Consider the following 15,238-nt stretch of genomic DNA (forward strand, 5'->3'; position numbering starts at 1 on the left):
GGGATGAGCCCTGCCCCGACCCGCTCCCCCGTCGTCCTGCGCACCCTCGTCGTGACGGGCGCCCTCGCCCTGTCCCTCACCGCCTGCACGGCCCCGTCGCAGGCCGCACCGAGCGCCACGCCGACGTCGGGCGCGCAGGCCTCCGCCACCCCCGGCGCGACGCCGACCGCGACGCCGACGCCCGACCTCGTGAGCACGCCGTTCACGATCGCCTGCGACGACCTGCTCGACACCGGGTCGCTCACGTCCTGGTACCCGGGCCTGGCGGCCGTGCCGGACGACCGCGCGAGCGGCGACGAGAGCCGCGACGGCGAGGCCCTGCAGCAGGTGGCCGACGCGGACGGCACGACGTGCACGTGGCAGGACTCCAGCGGCGCCACCGTCACGGTCGGCGTCGCGCACTTCGACCCGGACAGCCTCGACGAACTGGCCAACGAGCTCGTCGCCACCAGCAACTCGGTGCCGACCTTCGGCGTCGAGGGCTACTTCGACACCCCCGGCGAGATCGGGACGGCCGAGGCGTTCTCGTCCCCGGCCTTCGTCGTGGCCCGCTCGACGACGTTCCTCGAACCCGGCGACGCCGAGCCGGTCGTGTCGGCCGTGCTCTCCGCACTGAAGCAGGTCGGCTGAGACCTAGGGCGGGAGGCCCGAGGGCGGGAGGCGCGCTCGGGTGAGGGGCGCGGCCTAGGCGACCAGCGCCTCCTCGTCCGTTCGCGAGGGGGCGGTCGCGGCGAGGCGCCCCGCCTCGACAGAAGCTGCCAAGGACGCCAACAACGCCTCGAGCTGGTCGACCGGGGCACCTTTGTCTTCGGGGTGCCACTGCACGCCGACGACCGGGGCCGAGTCGTGCTCGACGGCCTCGACGGTGCCGTCGGAGGCGCGGCCGACGACGCGGAGACCCTGGCCCAGGCGGCCGACGGCCTGGTGGTGTGCGCTCTGCACGACGGGCTCGGCGCCGAGGGCCCGAGCGAGCCGACTGCCGGGCTCGAGCCCGACGGCGTGCGGGTGCATGAGCTGATCGACCGGGGCGTCGGGGGTGCGGTGCACCCCGTCGTGGTCGTCCAGGTGTTGCACGAGGTCTCCGCCGAGGGCGACGTTGATCACCTGGTGGCCGCGGCAGACGCCCAGCAGCGGGGTGTGGCGGGCGATCGCGCGGCGCACGACGGCGAGCTGGGCCTCGTCGGCCACGGGGTCGTGGCGACCCTCCCCCGGGTAGCCGGTCGCGCCTCCGTAGAGACGGGGTGAGAGGTCCTCGCCGCCGAGGACGACGATCGCGTCGGCGTCGGCGGTCACGCGCAGCAGCTCGTCGGTGCCGAGGTCGCCCGCGGCGAAGCGCGTCGCCTGCCAGCCCGCGGCCTCGGCGGTCGCCCTCACCCGGGAGTTCATGTCGTCGACGTAGGCGTGGTACTCGGGAGCGTGCGGCCGGTGCCTCGTGACCTCGACCACGGCGAGACGCATCGAGGCGACGGCGGGGTCGCTCGGGCGGGTCGACGGGGCGCGGTACGAAGTCATGCCCCCCATGCTGCCGTCGGGGCCGACGGCCTGCCAGGTGCGTGTCGCCGCGTTACGTCCGCGCCGCGGCCACGGCCTGGGCCGCGGTCGCGCCGTCGGCGCCCGACGTGGCGGTCAGGGCCACAAGGAGGCGCGGGTCCAGCCGTCGCCGTCGCGGTCGTACCGCAGGCGCACCTGGTCGCGGCCCGTGGTGGCCTGCCAGAACTCGATCGATGTGGGGTCCACCCGCCAGGCCGTCCAGTCGTCGGGCACGAGGGTGTCGTCGGACTCGATGGCAGCCTTGGCCTCGGCCAGACGACGGCGAGTCTCGGCCTCGTCGGTGATCGGACTGCTCTGCGGCTGCGTCATCGCGACGGCACGGGAGTCGGGGTGGCGAGCGGTGAAGTCCTTCTCGCTGACGTCACGCGGGCCGGGCGTCGCCCGACCGAGCACGCGGACCTGGCGCCCCTGCTCACGCCAGTAGAGGGTGAGGGCCACCCGGGGGTTCTCGGCGATCTGCCGACCCTTCGGGCTGATCGACGAGGTGGCGAACCAGAGGGCGCCGTCGTCGACGTCCTTGAGCAACAGGGTGCGAGCAGTCACGTCGCCGTCGGACGACGAGGTCGAGATGACCATGGCGTGCGGCTGGGCGACGTCCTGGTCGACGGCCTCGACGAGCCACGAGACGAACTGGTCGACGGCGTCGTCGGCCACGTCGTCGACGTCGAAGGTGGGCAGCTCGGGGTGGAAGACCTTGGCCGAGCGGAGGCGGTCTCGCAGGGTCGGGCCGTCGGGGTCGGTGCGGTCGGGGCGGACTCGGTCGGTGCGGTCGTCTTGGGTCACTCCCCCACGATGCACCCCCACACCGTCGGGTCGTCCCAGACGCGGCCGATTCGCTGCTAACCTGGACGACGTTCCCGGGCCCCCATAGCTCAGGGGATAGAGCACTGCCCTCCGGAGGCAGGGGCGGCAGTTCGAATCTGCCTGGGGGCACCACATCTTCACTCTCGCGACAGTTCCGCCCTCGCGACAGTCTCCCCTTGCGACAGTCTCGGAACCGAGGCCGTGCCGATGCCGGGCCCGGTCAGTCGGGCTGCTGGCGGCGGGCGCGGTCGGCGTCGTCGCGCTCGAGCTCGCGGCGCAGGACGCGCTCGGGGACGGCGACGTGCTCGGCGGCCTGTCGCATGCTGGCACCCTCGGCACGGAGCTGGCGGGCCGCGTCGAGGCGGCGTCTCGAGACCGGGGGCTTCGGGGTCTGCGCCACCCGCGCCTCCTGCCGTTTGCGGGTCTCGGCGCGGTGCAGCTCGCCGCCGACCTGCTCGTCGAAGCGGGCCAGGGCGGCGGTGACGCGGAAGAAGAAGCGGCCGTAGGCGTTGAGCTCGTCGATCTGCTCGTCGATCGAGCGGAAGGCGACGCCGAGCGCGTCGAGGGTCGCCATGACACCGACCAGCTCGGCGACCGAGCGGCCGATGCGGTCGACGTTCGTCACGACGAAGACGTCGCCCTCGCGCAGGCTGCCGATGGCCTTGGCGAACTCGGGGCGGGACTGCCTCGTGCCGGTGGAGTGGTCGACGAAGACCTGCTCGCATCCGCCGACCCGGAGACGCTCCGTCTGCCGGTCGGACGACGGGTCGTCTCGCGAGATGCGGGCGTACCCGACGACGGTCACGGGCGGCCTTCCGACGAGAGGGGGCGGACAGAGATGTGAGGCCCCGCCGACGGCGAGGCCTCGAGGACGGTCGCCCGGGGGCGTCCGTCAGTGGATCGTCGTGCTCAACTGTAGGTGAGCGCGATCACCGCGACGTCGAGCGTGCGGTACGAACCCTCACGCCGGACGGCGGTGCGGACGCGGCCCCGCAGGACCTCGAACAGCCCGTCGTTCTCATGGACGAACCCGATCACTCCGGCGGTCGGCGTCGACACGCGGTGGAATCCGTCACCCAGCGGGACGACCTCGGCCCGGGACGTGCGCTCCAAGACAGCACCCATGATGTCTCCTTCATCGTTCTCCGGCCCGTCTGGTGGGCCGTGATCGCAGCGTACCCCGCACATGGGGTACACGACTCTGCGGAGTTGTCAGACTCGTCGTCTCGTTCGCTCCGCGGACAGCGGCGGACCCGGCGCCGTCCGATCAGGCCGCCGGGGCCTCGGGGAGGGCCCCGCGACGTCGCCGACGACCGGCCGCGATCGTCACCCCGACGCTCGCCGCGGTCACGCAGGCCAGGGCCACCACCTCGCGCACCCCGAGCGCCTCACCCAGCACGACGAGCCCGGCCAGGGCGGCCACCGCCGGCCCCAGGCTGGACAGCACCCCGAACACCCGTGTCGGCAGTCGCCGCAGCGCCACCGACTCGAGGGCGTACGGGATCGCCGAGGTCAGTGCCGCCACCACCAGGAAGACCAGCAGGAGGCGCGGGTCGGCCCGGACGGCCACCGTCGCGTCATGTGCTCCGAACGGGACGACCACGAGGGCGGCGACGAGCATGGCGGTCGCGAGGGTACCCATGGGGTCGCGACCCCGACCCAGGGACGCGTTGGCCAGGATGTAGCAGGCCCAGAACGCCCCGGCGCCGAGGGCGAGCAGCACACCGGCGATCGGGATCGCCCCGGTCGAGTCGGAGCCGAGCAGCACGACCCCGGCGAGGGCGAGCAGGGCCCAGGCCGCGTCCCACCACCGCCTCGTCTGCACGAGCGCCACGACGAGCGGACCCAGGAACTCGAGGGTGACCGCGACCCCGAGAGGTACGACGTCGATCGCGAGGTAGATGAGCGAGTTCATCCCGGCCAGCGCGAGACCCAGCACGATCACGCCGAGCCACGTGCGGCCGGGCCATCGCCAGGGGCGCGGGCGGAAGACCAGCACCAGCAGGGTCGCGCCGAACGCGAGGCGCAGTGCGGCGGCGCCCAGGGGCCCCAGGGCCTCGAAGTGCGTCTTGGCCAGGGCCGCCCCGAACTGCACCGAGACGATCGCCGCGACGGCGAGCAGGGGCGACGGCACACGGCCGAGGGGGCTGGGGTTCACGGGGCTCCGGGTTCGTCACGGGGTGCGCGGCGGCACAGTACGATCGTGGCATGAGCGACGCCTTCTCCGTCATCTCGCCGGTGGTGGAGCTCTTCGGCTGGTTCGGGTTCATCGTCGGCACGCCCTTCCTCGTGGCCGGCTGGGTGCTGCGGCGCCGTGCGACCCGCCTCGAGAGCACCGTCGGCGTGGTCATCCCGCCGCCCGACTGGGCCCGGGCCGCGACCGCCCGATGGATGGACGTCGACGGGCAGCTGCACGAGACGCAGTTCGGTGACGTCCCGGTGACGACGCCGCTCGAGACCGAACTCACCGTGCACTACGACCCGGACCGCCCGCACCGTGCCCGCGTCCACCCCCCGCAGGACGACGGACGGGCGCCCCGCACCGTGGGGGTCGTGCTCTACGCGGTCGGCGCGGTCTGCGCCGTCGCGTCGGTCGGTCTGCTCTTCGTCTCCTGACCCGTCCCGTGACCGGGTCGTCGTCGCCCGATCCGTGCGCACCGCGACGCGGGCGGTCTGACGGGGGCCGTCGATAGACTCCCCCGCAACGAGCGAGGGGAGCGTCGTGAGCACGAGATCGACGACCGGCCGACGACCGACGAGCCGAGCGGTCACCGCTGTGTCCACGGCGATGCTGACCTTGATCGGTGCGATCGCCCTCGGCGTGGTCCCCGCCCAGGCGGTGGAGCCGGTCGACCTCTCGGGCGCCTACGTGGTCGACCAGGCCGACGTTCTGTCGGGTGCGGACGAGACCGAGGTCGCCGACGCCCTCGACCGGCTCTCGACCGACACCGGCGTCAACCTCTTCGTCGTCTACGTCGACTCGTTCTCCTCCCCCGCCGACCGTACGGCCTGGGGTGAGGCCACGGCGTCCCTGAACCAGCTCGGCACGAACGACGTCCTGCTCTCGGTGGCGGTCGACGACCAGCTCTACGACCTCTCGGCCGACACGTCCGTGATCTCGGAATCCGACCGACAGGCGCTCCAGACCGACGTCGTCGTGCCCGAGCTGCGTGACGGCGACTGGGCCGGCGCCGCCGTCGCCCTGGCCGACGGCATCCGCAGCGACGAGGCCGGCCCCGACCTCAGCTGGGTGCTCTGGGCGTTGCTCGTGCTGGTCCTCGTCGCGGCGGCCGTCGTCGTGGTGTTCGTGGTCCGCCGGGCACGACGTCGACGCCGCGAGCTCGATGCGCAGAAGGCGGATCAGGACGAGCTCGACAAGCGCGCGGCACGCGTGCTGGTCGCCCTCGACGACGAGTTGACCGCGGGCGCGCACGAGGTCGGTTTCGCCGCCGCACAGTTCGGCGACGACGCGGCCCGGCCCTTCGCCGAGGCACTCGACGCGGCCCGGGTGCACGCCCGCGAGGCGTTCGCCCTGCAGCAGAAGCTGGACGACTCCGTCCCCGACTCCCCCGAGCAACGCCGCGAGTGGACGACCCGCATCATCGAGTTGTGCGAGGCGGCCGACGCGTCGCTCGCCGAGCAGTCCGCCGCGTTCGACGAGCTGCGAGAGGCCGAGAGTCGGGCTCCGCGCGACGTGGCGGCCCTCCCCGGCGAGATCGAGACCCGACGGGCCCGGCTCGTGAAGGCCCGCACCGTCATCGGCGAGCTGACCACGATCTACTCGGCGCGCGCGGTCGCGTCGATCGACCAGAACGACGACCAGGCCGATCGCCTGCTCGAGTTCGCCGACGAGCGGACCCGCACGGCGGCGACCGCGGTGGCGTCGTCCTCCACCTCGGAGGCCGTCATCGCCGTCCGTGAGGCCCGGCAGGCCCTGGCGCAGGTCGACCAGTTGCTGAGCGCGGTCGACGGGGCCGCCGAGTCGCTTCGGACGGCGGGCAGCACGATCTCGGCGATGACCCTCGACCTGCGGCGGGACGTCGCGACGGCCGAGGGCCTGCCCGACGGCTCGGCCCCGCAGGGCGTCGACGTCGCTGGCTCCGTCTCGGCCGCACGGGCCTCCGTCGCGCTGGCCGAGACGACGACCGACGACCCGCTCGCCGTCGTCGCCTCGCTCGGTGCCGCGAACGACCGCATCGACCAGGTGCTCGCCGCCGTGCGCGAAGGCACCGAGAAACAGCGCCGGGCCCAGGCGGCCCTCGACCAGGCGCTGATGACCGCACGCAGCCAGATCAGCGCCACCCGCGACTTCATCGAGACGCGTCGCGGCGGCATCGGCCCACAGCCGCGCACCCGGTTGTCCGAGGCCGAACGCCACTTGGCCACCGCGGTGTCGCTCGCGACGTCCGACCGCGACGCCGCCTTGTTCGAGGCCCACCAGGCCGTCCAGCTGTCGCAGGCTGCAGCGGCCGGCGCCGAGGCCGAGGTCTCGTCCTACCAGCAGGCGACCCCGTTCGGAGGCGGCATGGGCACCCGCGGGTCGGCCGGGGCCGACCTCGGCGGCATCGTCACCGGCATGTTGCTCGGTGGACTCTTCAGCGGCGGTGGCGGCGGCTTCGGTGGTGGAGGCGGCGGCTTCGGTGGTGGAGGCGGCGGCTTCGGCGGGGGCGGCGGAGGCGGCGGAGGCGGCTTCGGCGGCGGGGGTGGCGGAGGCGGCCGCAGCTCCGGCGGCGGCCGGTTCTAGGCCCGCCCGTCACGTTCCCCGCCGCACCCCGCCCACCCGCACCAGCAGCACCACGAGTACGACGATCACCACTCCACGGCACCACCTCTCGAAAGGACGCACCATGGCAAAGCAGTCGATCTTCGGACGCATCGCGCAACTGACCCGCGCGAACATCAACAGCCTGCTCGACCAGGCCGAGGACCCCAGCAAGATGCTGGACCAGATGGTCCGCGACTACACCAACAGCATCGCCGAGGCGGAAGAGGCCGTCGCGACCACCATCGGCAACCTGCGCCTGCTCGAGCAGGACCACGCCGAGGACGTCGCCGCCGCCGCGGACTGGGAGCGCAAGGCACTCGCCGCGAGCAACAAGGCCGACGAACTGCGCTCGTCGGGCAACACGGTCGACGCCGACAAGTTCGACGCCCTCGCCCGCGTGGCCCTCGGCAAGCAGCTGCAGAGCGAGAAAGAGGCGAAGACCGCAGAACCGCAGGTCGCCTCCCAGACCGACGTCGTCGACAAGCTCAAGACCGGACTCACCGGCATGCGGTCCAAGCTCGACCAGCTCGCCGCCAAACGCGACGAGCTCAACGCCCGATCCAAGACCGTCGAGGCGCAGACCAAGGTCGCCGACGCCGTCCAGAGCATCGACATCCTCGACCCGACGAGCGAGATCAGCCGCTTCGAGGACAAGGTCCGCCGCGAGGAGGCGAAGATGCTCGGTCGTCAAGAGCTCGCCGCCTCGAGCCTCGACGCGCAGTTCGAGAGCCTGGACGACCTCGGCGAGCAGACCGAGGTCGACGCCCGCCTCGCCGCCCTCAAGCTCGGCGCGCTCGACAAGTGAGCCAGCCGCTGCCCCGCACGCCGGCACCGGTGGACGTCCCGCCGGTGCCGGCGCGCCGGGTGGCACCCCGCCTGATGGGCGTCGACGTCGCCCGCGGCCTCGCCGTGATCGGCATGTTCGCCGCCCACATGTGGCCCCGGCTGCTGCTCGACGAGCGCGTCTTCGACGGGCGGTCGGCGATCCTCTTCGCCACCCTCGCCGGGGTCTCGCTCGGTCTCGTGTCCGGAGGCGCCCGGCCGACGCCCCGCGGCGGTCGAGGGCGGGTCGTCGGCGGCATCGCCATCCGGGCCGGCCTGCTGATCGTGCTGGGCCTCGCACTGCAGGCCTGGAACCCCTACCTCCTGGTGATCCTGCCGTACTACGGCGTCATGTTCGTCCTGGCGCTGGGGCTGCTCTTCGCCCCCCGGGCCGTGCTGCTGGCGGCCGCCGCGCTGCTCGCCGTCGTGGCCCCGTGGCTGGCGTCGTCCGTCCCCGTCGACGCCTACGGCGACACCGCCCTGTCCGGCGCCGCCGGCCTCGCGACCCAGGCCCTCCTGGTCGGCGCCTACCCGGCGCTGGTCTGGACGCCCTTCCTGCTCGTCGGACTCGCCGCGGCACGCTCCGACCTGACCCGCACCCGCACCCAGGTCACGCTGCTCGTCGTCGGGACGTCGGCTGCGATCGTGGGGTACTCGGCGCGCTTCCTGCCCGGCGCCTCCTCGGTCCCCTGGCTCGACCCGGCCGACCACGAAGGCATGCCGGCCGAGATCGTGGGCTCGGGCGGCGTCGCCGCCGCCGTGCTCGGGCTGCTCTTGCTCGCCACCACCGCGCGGCGTCCCGTGACGCCCCACGGCCGGGGACGAGGAGGCGCGGCCGCGGTCGTCCGCACCGTCCTGCGACCCCTCGCGGCCACGGGCGCGCAACCGCTCACCGTCTACACGGCACACGTGCTGATCACCGCGCCGCTGTTCACCGTGTACCGGCTGTCCGACCCGACCGCCGCCTACGGCCTGCCCCTGGGCCACCTGGTCGGCGCCGTCGTCCTCACGCTCGTCTACGCCACGCTCTGGCAGCGGTTCGTCGGGCGTGGGCCCCTCGAGCGCGCGGTCGGAGCACTGAGTCGCCCCTGGGCCTGGAGCACGGGCACCCGCTCGTGACAGACTGACGCCCGTGAGGTTCGTCGTGGTTCCACAGTGGCAGGGTTCTCCGTCGTCGCGGGCGATGAGGCTCGCCGAGGGCGCCTACGCGATCCTCGGGGATCTGCCGTCGACGGCCACCACCGTGGTCGAGGTCCCGGTGGGTGCGGGCGACTCACTCGGCACCCGGGTGCACCGGCTCTCGTCGGTGCTCACTATCGCCGAGTCGGTCGGACGCGAGCTGCGGACCGACGACTCCCCCGCGATCGTGGTGGGCGGTGACTGCGGCGTCGAGTTCGCGGCCGTCCGTCACGCCGTCACCCCCCGCACCGCCGTCGTCTGGTTCGACGCCCACCCCGACCTCCACAGCCCGCGCAGCAGCGAGAGCGGGGCGTTCAGCGGCATGGTGCTGCGGGCCCTGATCGGCGACGCCACCGAAGACCTCCCGACCCTCGGCCCCGGCCCGACGCCCGAACCGCTCGACCCCGCCCGCGTGGTGCTTGCGGGGGCGCGCAGCTACGACGACGCCGAAGACCGCTACATCGAGAGCCGCCACGTCCGCACGGTGTCGTCCCTCGACTTCGACCCCACCGAGGTGGTCGCCGCCGTCGAGGCCTCGGGGGCCACCGAGGTCTACCTGCACGTCGACCTCGACGTGCTCGACCCGGGAGTGATCGAGGGCCTGCTCGACCCTCAGCCGTTCGGCCTCGAGCTGAGCGTCCTGATCGAGACGATCACGGCCCTGAAGGAGCGATTCACCCTCGTCGGTGCAGGCCTCTGCTCGTTCGCGCCGGTCGACGCCGCGGCGGCCTCCGACGACATGGGCGCGATCCTGCGCATCCTCGGGGCCCTGTCGCGATGAGCACCGACCCGACGAGCGACGACCGGGCCGACCTCGCCGCCTCGGGCGACGACCGTCCGCGCGTGACGGTCGAGCGCGACGGCCACGTGCTGCTGATCGGCCTCGACCGGCCCGAGAAGCGCAACGCGGCCGACCTGCGGATGCTGCGCGAGCTGGCCCTGGCCTACGGCGAGCTCGATCGCGACCCCGACCTGCGCGTGGGGCTGCTCTTCGCCCACGGCGACCACTTCACCGCCGGCCTCGACCTCGGCGACGTCGTGCCCGCGGTGACCGCCGAGGGCCTCGACGTCGTCCCCGAGGGGGGCCTCGATCCGTGGCAGGTGCACGGTCGCCAGGTGAGCAAGCCCGTGGTCATGGCCGTGCAGGGCACCTGCCTGACGCTGGGCGTCGAACTCGCCCTGGCGAGCGACGTCGTGGTGGCGAGTCGCGACGCCCGTTTCGGCCAGATCGAGGTGAGCCGGGCGATCCTCCCGTTCGGCGGCGCGACCATCCGCCTCCCCCGCCGGGTCGGCTGGGGCGACGCCATGAAGTACCTGCTGACCGGCGACCTCCTCGACGCCGAGGAGGCGCGGCGCATCGGACTCGTGCAAGACCTGGTCGACGTCGGGTCGGCCTTCGACCACGCCCTCGACCTCGCCCGCCGGATCGCGGCGCAGGCTCCCCTGGCCGTGCAGGCGACCCTGGCGAACGCCCGACTCGCGGTGCGCGAGGGCGATGCCGCGGCCGAGGCCCGGCTGCAGTCCGAGCTCGTGCGGCTGCTCGCCTCGGACGACGCCCGGATCGGGTTCCAGGCCTTCGTCTCGCGGACCGCCGCCGAGTTCACGGGACGCTGACCGCGCCTCATCGGTCGTGGCACACGAAAGAGCCCGCCCACCCCGGAGGGTGGACGGGCCCGAGAACGAGGCGGATCGGCCTACTTGAAGACGTCCTTGACGTCTTCGCCGACCTTCTTGGCGGAGGCACCGGCCTGGTCCTTCTGACCTTCGGCCTTCAGCTCGTCGTCGCCCTTGCGGTCGCCGAGAGCTTCTTTCGCCTTGCCGGCGATGTCCTGAGCGGCGTTCTTGATCTTGTCGTCGAGTCCCATGTGTGCCTCCTCGTAGGTTGACGCGCTCCGCCGCAAGGATCGCAGTGGTGCGCTGATGTCAGGGACATTACCCGCGCCTCCTCGATCTCGCTCGCGCCGTTCAGGAAACACGCAGGAGGGTTTCACGAAACGGCCATGTCCCCCGGGCGAACCGGCCTGGGAACACGGAACGCCGGGAGACTAGCGTCGGGGCCATGACGACTTATGACCTCATCGTGATCGGAGCCGGCGCTGTCGGCGAGAACGTGGCCGACTACGCCACCCGCAACGGCCTCAAGGTGGGCCTCGTCGAGGCCGAGCTCGTCGGTGGCGAGTGCTCGTACTGGGCCTGCATGCCCTCGAAGGCGCTCCTGCGATCCAGTGCCGTCGTCCGTGCCGCCAAGTCGCTCGACGGGGCCAAGCAGGCCGTGACCGGCGACGTCGACGTCGCCGCCGTGCTGCGTCGCCGTGACTCGTTCACCAGCAACTGGGACGACTCGGGCCAGGCCGACTGGGTCGAGGGTGCCGGCATCGACCTCATCCGCGGGCACGCCACCATCACCGGCGTGAAGGAGGTCACGGTGAACGGCGAAGTGCACCAGGCGAAATACGCCGTCGCCGCAGTGACCGGGTCGTCGGCGCTGCTGCCCGACATACCCGGCCTCGCCGAGGCGAAGCCCTGGACCAGCCGCGAGGCCACCAGCGTGAAGTCGATGCCGCAGAGCGTCGTCATCGTCGGCGGCGGCGTCGTCGCGGCCGAGATGGCCACGGCGTACCAGCAGCTCGGCTCGACCGTCACCCTGATCGCGCGCAGCGGTCTGCTCGGCGGGCAAGAGCCCTTCGCCGGCGAACTCGTCGCCGACTCGCTGCGCGGACTCGGCGTCGACGTGCGCCTCGGCGTCTCGCCCTCGAACGTTCTGCGCACCGAGCACGACACGGTCGAGGTCACCCTCGACGACGACTCCACGGTGATCGCCGACGAGATCATCGTCGCGACCGGCCGCGTGCCCCGCACCTCCGACCTCGGCCTCGAGAACGTCGGGCTGACCCCCGGCGAGTGGCTCGACGTCGACGACACCATGCTCGTCAAGGGCACCGACTGGCTCTACGGCGTGGGCGACGTCAACCACCGTGCGCTGCTGACCCATCAGGGCAAGTACCAGGCGCGTGCCGCCGGCGAGGTCATCGCCGCCCGCGCGTTCGGCAAGCCGGTGCAGGCCGAGCCGTGGGGAGCCCACGTCGCCACGGCCGACGACGCCGCCGTGCCGCAGGTCACCTTCACCGACCCCGAGGTCGCGAGCGTCGGCCTCACCGCCGACGCCGCCGGCAAGCGCGGCATCGACGTCAGGGTCGTGGATTACGACCTCGCCGCGGTCGCGGGTTCGGCGATCCACTCGGACGAGTACAAGGGTCAGGCGCGCCTGGTCGTCGACGAGTCCCGCAAGGTGATCGTCGGCGCGACCTTCGTCGGCCCGGACGTCAGCGACCTGCTGCACGCCGCCACGATCGCGGTCGTCGGCGAGGTGCCGATCGACCGGCTCTGGCACGCCGTCCCCTCGTACCCGACGGTCAGCGAGGTCTGGCTGCGCCTTCTGGACACGTACGGACGTCCGTGAAGAATCCGCTCGTCGACTCCCCGATCTCGAGACTCGGCTGCGCCTGGGCGACGGCCGTCGGTCTCGCGGTCGGGGTGCCGCTCAGCGTCGGGCGCGTCCGCGTGGTCGGCGACCTGATCGTGTGCCGCGGGCTGCCTCGCTGGGCGTTCAAGCGCGGCGGCACCTGCGTCGGTCGGGTGTACCTCACCCGGGACAACGACGGCCCGCGCATCCTCGAACACGAGGCCGTGCACGTCCGTCAGTGGCAGAAGTACGGCATGCTGATGCCCGTACTGTACTTCTTGGCCGGCAGCGACCCGCTGTCGAACAGATTCGAGATCGAGGCCGGCCTCGAGAAGGGCGGATATCGATGACCCGCACCGTGATCATCACCGGGGCGAGCAGCGGCATCGGCCGCGAAGCCGCCCGCGAACTCGCGAAGGGCGGCGCCGAGATCGGCGTCGTCGGGCGCAACCCCGAGCGCACGCAGGCCGTGGCCGACGAGGTGGGCGGAACGGCCTTCCTGGTCGACTTCGACCGGCTGGACGACGTCCGGTCGTTGGCCGACCGGTTGCTCGACCGCTACCCCCGGATCGACGCCCTCGCGAACAACGCCGGCGGTCTCGTCAGCGAACGGGGCGTCACGGCCGACGGCTTCGAGCGCACCCTGCAGTCGAACCACCTGGCGCCGTTCCTGCTCACCCGACTGCTGCTGCCCCGTCTCGTCGAGAGCGGGGGCCGCGTGGTCTCGACAGCCAGCACGGCCAACCTGCTGGGCCACGTGCGGCTCGACGACCTCAACTGGTCGAAACGTCGCTGGGGCGGTGGGTGGCGCCAGTACGGCACGACAAAGATCGAGACCGTCCTCTTCATCCGCGAGCTGGCGAAGCGCACCGGGCTCGAGGCGTTCTCGTTCCACCCGGGCATCGTGGTCACCGGGTTCGGTTCGGACTCGCGCTCCATGCGGGTCGCGAACGTGCTGACCAACGGCAACTACGGCATCTCGGCCTCGGCCGGTGCCGTGCCGCTGGTCCAGCTCGCCGGGCCCACGACGATCGCGGTCGAGAGCGGCACCTACTTCGACCAGCTGAAGCCCCACGGCCGCCTGCACCGTCAGGCGACCGACCCGCTGCTCGCCGAGGCCCTCTGGGAGCGCACCTCCGAACTCGTCGGCCTGCCCGCCGAGGTCTAGGCGCGACCCGAGGACGAAACGCAGGAGGCGCGGCCCACGTGGTCGCGCCTCCTGCGTTCTCGGGGGCCTCGCGTCAGGACTCGGACTTGCCGACCCGCCAGTAGCCCATGAAGGCGACCTGGCGCCGGTCGATGCCGACCTCGCTGACGAGGAAGCGACGGAGCGTCTTGATCGCCCCCGCCTCGCCCGCGAACCAGGCGTAGAGGTCGGAGCTGACGGCGGCGCCGCGCGGGCCGTCGCCCTGCGGGACGTCCCAGAGGAGGTCGTGGTCGACGTCGACCTCGCTCACCTCGACGCCGTGGTGCCAGGCGGTGACGTAGCGGGCCGTCCAGCGACGGACGGCGATGACCAGGGCCTCACCGTGACCGGACGTGGCATCACGCCTCGGCAGCCAGTGGACGTCGACCCCGGGAGGCGCGACGAGGTCGAGCTCGTCGGCCGCGGTCGGGATCTCGATGAACACGCACCCCCGGGCGTCCGCCGGCAACGCCTCGACGATGGAGCAGATCGCCGGGGCCGCCGTCTCGTCGCCGGCCAGCAACACGGTGCGGGCGTCGCCGGGTGACCACTCGACCCCGCTGCCCGTGACGCCGCTCGTCGCGTCGGGACCGATCAGCATGAGGTCGTCGCCGACCCGGGCGCGACCGGCCCAGGCCGAGGCGGGGCCGGTGTCACCGTGGCAGACGAAGTCGACGTCGACCTCGCGCAGCGCGGGGCGGGCGGCTCGCGCGGTGTAGGTGCGGAAGGCGTTCTGCTGCTCGGGAGGGAGGGCGCGCCACGAGGCGTACCAGTCGTCGGTCGGGAACGTGTCGTAGCCCGTGGCCTCGAGGGGCAGCACGACCTTGATGCGCTGGTCGAGGCCGTCGACGCCGAAGTCGCCCAGGTCGTCACCGGTGAAGGTGATGCGCACGAACGAGGGGGCGAGGCGACGGACGGCCGCCACCCGGACGCGGTAGGGACGGTGGGCCGGCTTCGCCGGGCGCTCGACGGTGGCGGTGGACGTGATCGTCATCGAGGGGTGCCGCTCAGGCGTCGGCGGGGGTGCCGACGTGGAAGAGCTCGTGCAGGTCGTGCCGCAGGTCGTAGGCGAACGAGGGCGGGCCACCGATCCAGACGACGTGGTCACCCGTCGCGACGGTCTCGGGTTCGACGTACATCTCGCCGAGCCAGGCCCGGACCGCCCGCTCGAGGGCCTGACCGGGGGCACACGCCGTGCTGGTGCCGGGGACGCCCGAGCGGCGGTCACGGGCCAGCCAGGTGACCGTGACGCGACCCGGCGACGTGATCGGCACGACGTCGTCGGCGCTCTCGACCTCGACGAACACCTGACCCCGGGCGCAGATCGGCAGGACCGAGAGCATCTCTCGCAGGACGGGGATCGACGTCGCGTCTGCGGCGAACAGGACGCGCAGGGCGTCGTGCGGCAGGGGCGGGTTCTGGTCTACGAGGAGCATGTCCCCTTCAATATAGGTAAGGCTTGCCTCAT

At 72.7% G+C, this 15,238-nt stretch carries 18 protein-coding genes and 1 tRNA gene; 11 read left to right on the top strand and 8 right to left on the bottom strand.

Features of this window, described 5'->3' with window-relative positions; translation table 11 throughout:
- Positions 1-3 precede the first annotated feature (3 nt).
- On the top strand, positions 4-630 hold the full coding sequence (locus tag BIV04_RS02870) for a hypothetical protein (RefSeq protein ID WP_071253950.1): 627 nt from the start codon (positions 4-6) through the stop codon (positions 628-630).
- Between the two features lie 54 nt (positions 631-684).
- Here the strand turns inward: BIV04_RS02870 and BIV04_RS02875 are convergent, their stop codons facing one another.
- The gene (locus BIV04_RS02875) at positions 685-1,512 is read right to left on the bottom strand and encodes a gamma-glutamyl-gamma-aminobutyrate hydrolase family protein (RefSeq protein ID WP_255364124.1); all 828 of its coding nucleotides are present in this window, start codon (positions 1,510-1,512) and stop codon (positions 685-687) included.
- A 114-nt stretch (positions 1,513-1,626) separates the two neighbouring features.
- Positions 1,627-2,334 (bottom strand): pyridoxal 5'-phosphate synthase, encoded by a 708-nt coding sequence (locus BIV04_RS02880; protein ID WP_177174744.1) that lies wholly within the window; start codon positions 2,332-2,334, stop codon positions 1,627-1,629.
- 78 nt (positions 2,335-2,412) lie between these two features.
- On the opposite strand from BIV04_RS02880, the gene BIV04_RS02885 reads away from it, so the two are divergent.
- Positions 2,413-2,487, top strand: a tRNA-Arg gene (locus BIV04_RS02885).
- An 88-nt stretch (positions 2,488-2,575) separates the two neighbouring features.
- Here BIV04_RS02885 and BIV04_RS02890 read toward each other — a convergent pair.
- The 3 genes from BIV04_RS02890 to BIV04_RS02900 form a co-directional block, all read right to left on the bottom strand.
- Complete coding sequence (locus tag BIV04_RS02890; RefSeq protein WP_071253952.1) at positions 2,576-3,160, bottom strand: recombinase family protein; 585 nt, start codon at positions 3,158-3,160, stop codon at positions 2,576-2,578.
- Between the two features lie 104 nt (positions 3,161-3,264).
- Positions 3,265-3,480 (bottom strand): hypothetical protein, encoded by a 216-nt coding sequence (locus tag BIV04_RS02895; RefSeq protein WP_143048515.1) that lies wholly within the window; start codon positions 3,478-3,480, stop codon positions 3,265-3,267.
- 142 nt (positions 3,481-3,622) lie between these two features.
- Positions 3,623-4,513, bottom strand: a complete 891-nt coding sequence (locus BIV04_RS02900) for a DMT family transporter (RefSeq protein WP_071253956.1) — start codon at positions 4,511-4,513, stop codon at positions 3,623-3,625.
- Positions 4,514-4,563: 50 nt separating this feature from the next.
- Here BIV04_RS02900 and BIV04_RS02905 point away from each other — a divergent pair, with 50 nt between their 5' ends.
- The 6 genes from BIV04_RS02905 (at position 4,564) to BIV04_RS02930 (ending at position 10,735) form a co-directional block, all read left to right on the top strand.
- Complete coding sequence (locus tag BIV04_RS02905; protein ID WP_071253958.1) at positions 4,564-4,971, top strand: hypothetical protein; 408 nt, start codon at positions 4,564-4,566, stop codon at positions 4,969-4,971.
- A 106-nt stretch (positions 4,972-5,077) separates the two neighbouring features.
- Positions 5,078-7,099, top strand: a complete 2,022-nt coding sequence (locus BIV04_RS17470; RefSeq protein ID WP_143048516.1) for a YgcG family protein — start codon at positions 5,078-5,080, stop codon at positions 7,097-7,099.
- A 103-nt stretch (positions 7,100-7,202) separates the two neighbouring features.
- Positions 7,203-7,925, top strand: a complete 723-nt coding sequence (locus BIV04_RS02915) for a PspA/IM30 family protein (protein ID WP_071253960.1) — start codon at positions 7,203-7,205, stop codon at positions 7,923-7,925.
- Positions 7,922-9,061 (top strand): DUF418 domain-containing protein, encoded by a 1,140-nt coding sequence (locus BIV04_RS02920; protein ID WP_071253962.1) that lies wholly within the window; start codon positions 7,922-7,924, stop codon positions 9,059-9,061. Before BIV04_RS02915 ends, BIV04_RS02920 begins: the two co-directional genes overlap by 4 nt.
- A 13-nt stretch (positions 9,062-9,074) precedes the next feature.
- Positions 9,075-9,902: an arginase family protein gene (locus BIV04_RS02925; protein WP_369825265.1), complete on the top strand. Its 828-nt coding sequence runs from the start codon at positions 9,075-9,077 to the stop codon at positions 9,900-9,902.
- A complete protein-coding gene (locus BIV04_RS02930) occupies positions 9,899-10,735 on the top strand; it encodes a crotonase/enoyl-CoA hydratase family protein (RefSeq protein WP_071253966.1) in 837 nt (278 codons plus the stop codon). The genes BIV04_RS02925 and BIV04_RS02930 overlap by 4 nt, the downstream gene beginning before the upstream one ends.
- A gap of 80 nt (positions 10,736-10,815) precedes the next feature.
- On the opposite strand, the gene BIV04_RS02935 is transcribed toward BIV04_RS02930, so the two are convergent.
- The gene (locus BIV04_RS02935; RefSeq protein ID WP_043595102.1) at positions 10,816-10,986 is read right to left on the bottom strand and encodes a CsbD family protein; all 171 of its coding nucleotides are present in this window, start codon (positions 10,984-10,986) and stop codon (positions 10,816-10,818) included.
- Positions 10,987-11,180: 194 nt separating this feature from the next.
- On the opposite strand from BIV04_RS02935, the gene BIV04_RS02940 reads away from it, so the two are divergent.
- The 3 genes from BIV04_RS02940 to BIV04_RS02950 are packed head-to-tail and all read left to right on the top strand — an operon-like array spanning position 11,181 to position 13,752.
- Positions 11,181-12,581 carry an NAD(P)/FAD-dependent oxidoreductase gene (locus BIV04_RS02940; protein ID WP_071253968.1) on the top strand — a complete coding sequence of 467 codons (1,401 nt, stop codon included), beginning with the start codon at positions 11,181-11,183 and terminating at the stop codon, positions 12,579-12,581.
- Complete coding sequence (locus BIV04_RS02945) at positions 12,578-12,934, top strand: Fe-S oxidoreductase (protein WP_177174745.1); 357 nt, start codon at positions 12,578-12,580, stop codon at positions 12,932-12,934. Before BIV04_RS02940 ends, BIV04_RS02945 begins: the two co-directional genes overlap by 4 nt.
- Positions 12,931-13,752: an SDR family NAD(P)-dependent oxidoreductase gene (locus BIV04_RS02950; RefSeq protein ID WP_071253970.1), complete on the top strand. Its 822-nt coding sequence runs from the start codon at positions 12,931-12,933 to the stop codon at positions 13,750-13,752. The genes BIV04_RS02945 and BIV04_RS02950 overlap by 4 nt, the downstream gene beginning before the upstream one ends.
- Positions 13,753-13,825: 73 nt before the next feature.
- On the opposite strand, the gene BIV04_RS02955 is transcribed toward BIV04_RS02950, so the two are convergent.
- Both BIV04_RS02955 and BIV04_RS02960 read right to left on the bottom strand, forming a co-directional pair.
- On the bottom strand, positions 13,826-14,764 hold the full coding sequence (locus BIV04_RS02955; protein WP_177174746.1) for a siderophore-interacting protein: 939 nt from the start codon (positions 14,762-14,764) through the stop codon (positions 13,826-13,828).
- A 13-nt stretch (positions 14,765-14,777) separates the two neighbouring features.
- On the bottom strand, positions 14,778-15,206 hold the full coding sequence (locus tag BIV04_RS02960) for an SIP domain-containing protein (protein ID WP_071253972.1): 429 nt from the start codon (positions 15,204-15,206) through the stop codon (positions 14,778-14,780).
- Positions 15,207-15,238 lie beyond the last annotated feature (32 nt).

Origin of the sequence: Frigoribacterium sp. MCBA15_019 (assembly GCF_001864945.1) — a bacterium.
GTDB lineage: Bacteria > Actinomycetota > Actinomycetes > Actinomycetales > Microbacteriaceae > Frigoribacterium.

Coding starts and splice junctions, on each gene's coding strand:
- BIV04_RS02870 (WP_071253950.1), top strand. CDS start 4: ATGAGCCCTGCCCCGACCCGCTCCCCCGTCGTCCTGCGCACCCTCGTC.
- BIV04_RS02875 (WP_255364124.1), bottom strand. CDS start 1,512: ATGACTTCGTACCGCGCCCCGTCGACCCGCCCGAGCGACCCCGCCGTC.
- BIV04_RS02895 (WP_143048515.1), bottom strand. CDS start 3,480: ATGGGTGCTGTCTTGGAGCGCACGTCCCGGGCCGAGGTCGTCCCGCTG.
- BIV04_RS02905 (WP_071253958.1), top strand. CDS start 4,564: ATGAGCGACGCCTTCTCCGTCATCTCGCCGGTGGTGGAGCTCTTCGGC.
- BIV04_RS02915 (WP_071253960.1), top strand. CDS start 7,203: ATGGCAAAGCAGTCGATCTTCGGACGCATCGCGCAACTGACCCGCGCG.
- BIV04_RS02930 (WP_071253966.1), top strand. CDS start 9,899: ATGAGCACCGACCCGACGAGCGACGACCGGGCCGACCTCGCCGCCTCG.
- BIV04_RS02935 (WP_043595102.1), bottom strand. CDS start 10,986: ATGGGACTCGACGACAAGATCAAGAACGCCGCTCAGGACATCGCCGGC.
- BIV04_RS02940 (WP_071253968.1), top strand. CDS start 11,181: ATGACGACTTATGACCTCATCGTGATCGGAGCCGGCGCTGTCGGCGAG.
- BIV04_RS02950 (WP_071253970.1), top strand. CDS start 12,931: ATGACCCGCACCGTGATCATCACCGGGGCGAGCAGCGGCATCGGCCGC.
- BIV04_RS02955 (WP_177174746.1), bottom strand. CDS start 14,764: ATGACGATCACGTCCACCGCCACCGTCGAGCGCCCGGCGAAGCCGGCC.
- BIV04_RS02960 (WP_071253972.1), bottom strand. CDS start 15,206: ATGCTCCTCGTAGACCAGAACCCGCCCCTGCCGCACGACGCCCTGCGC.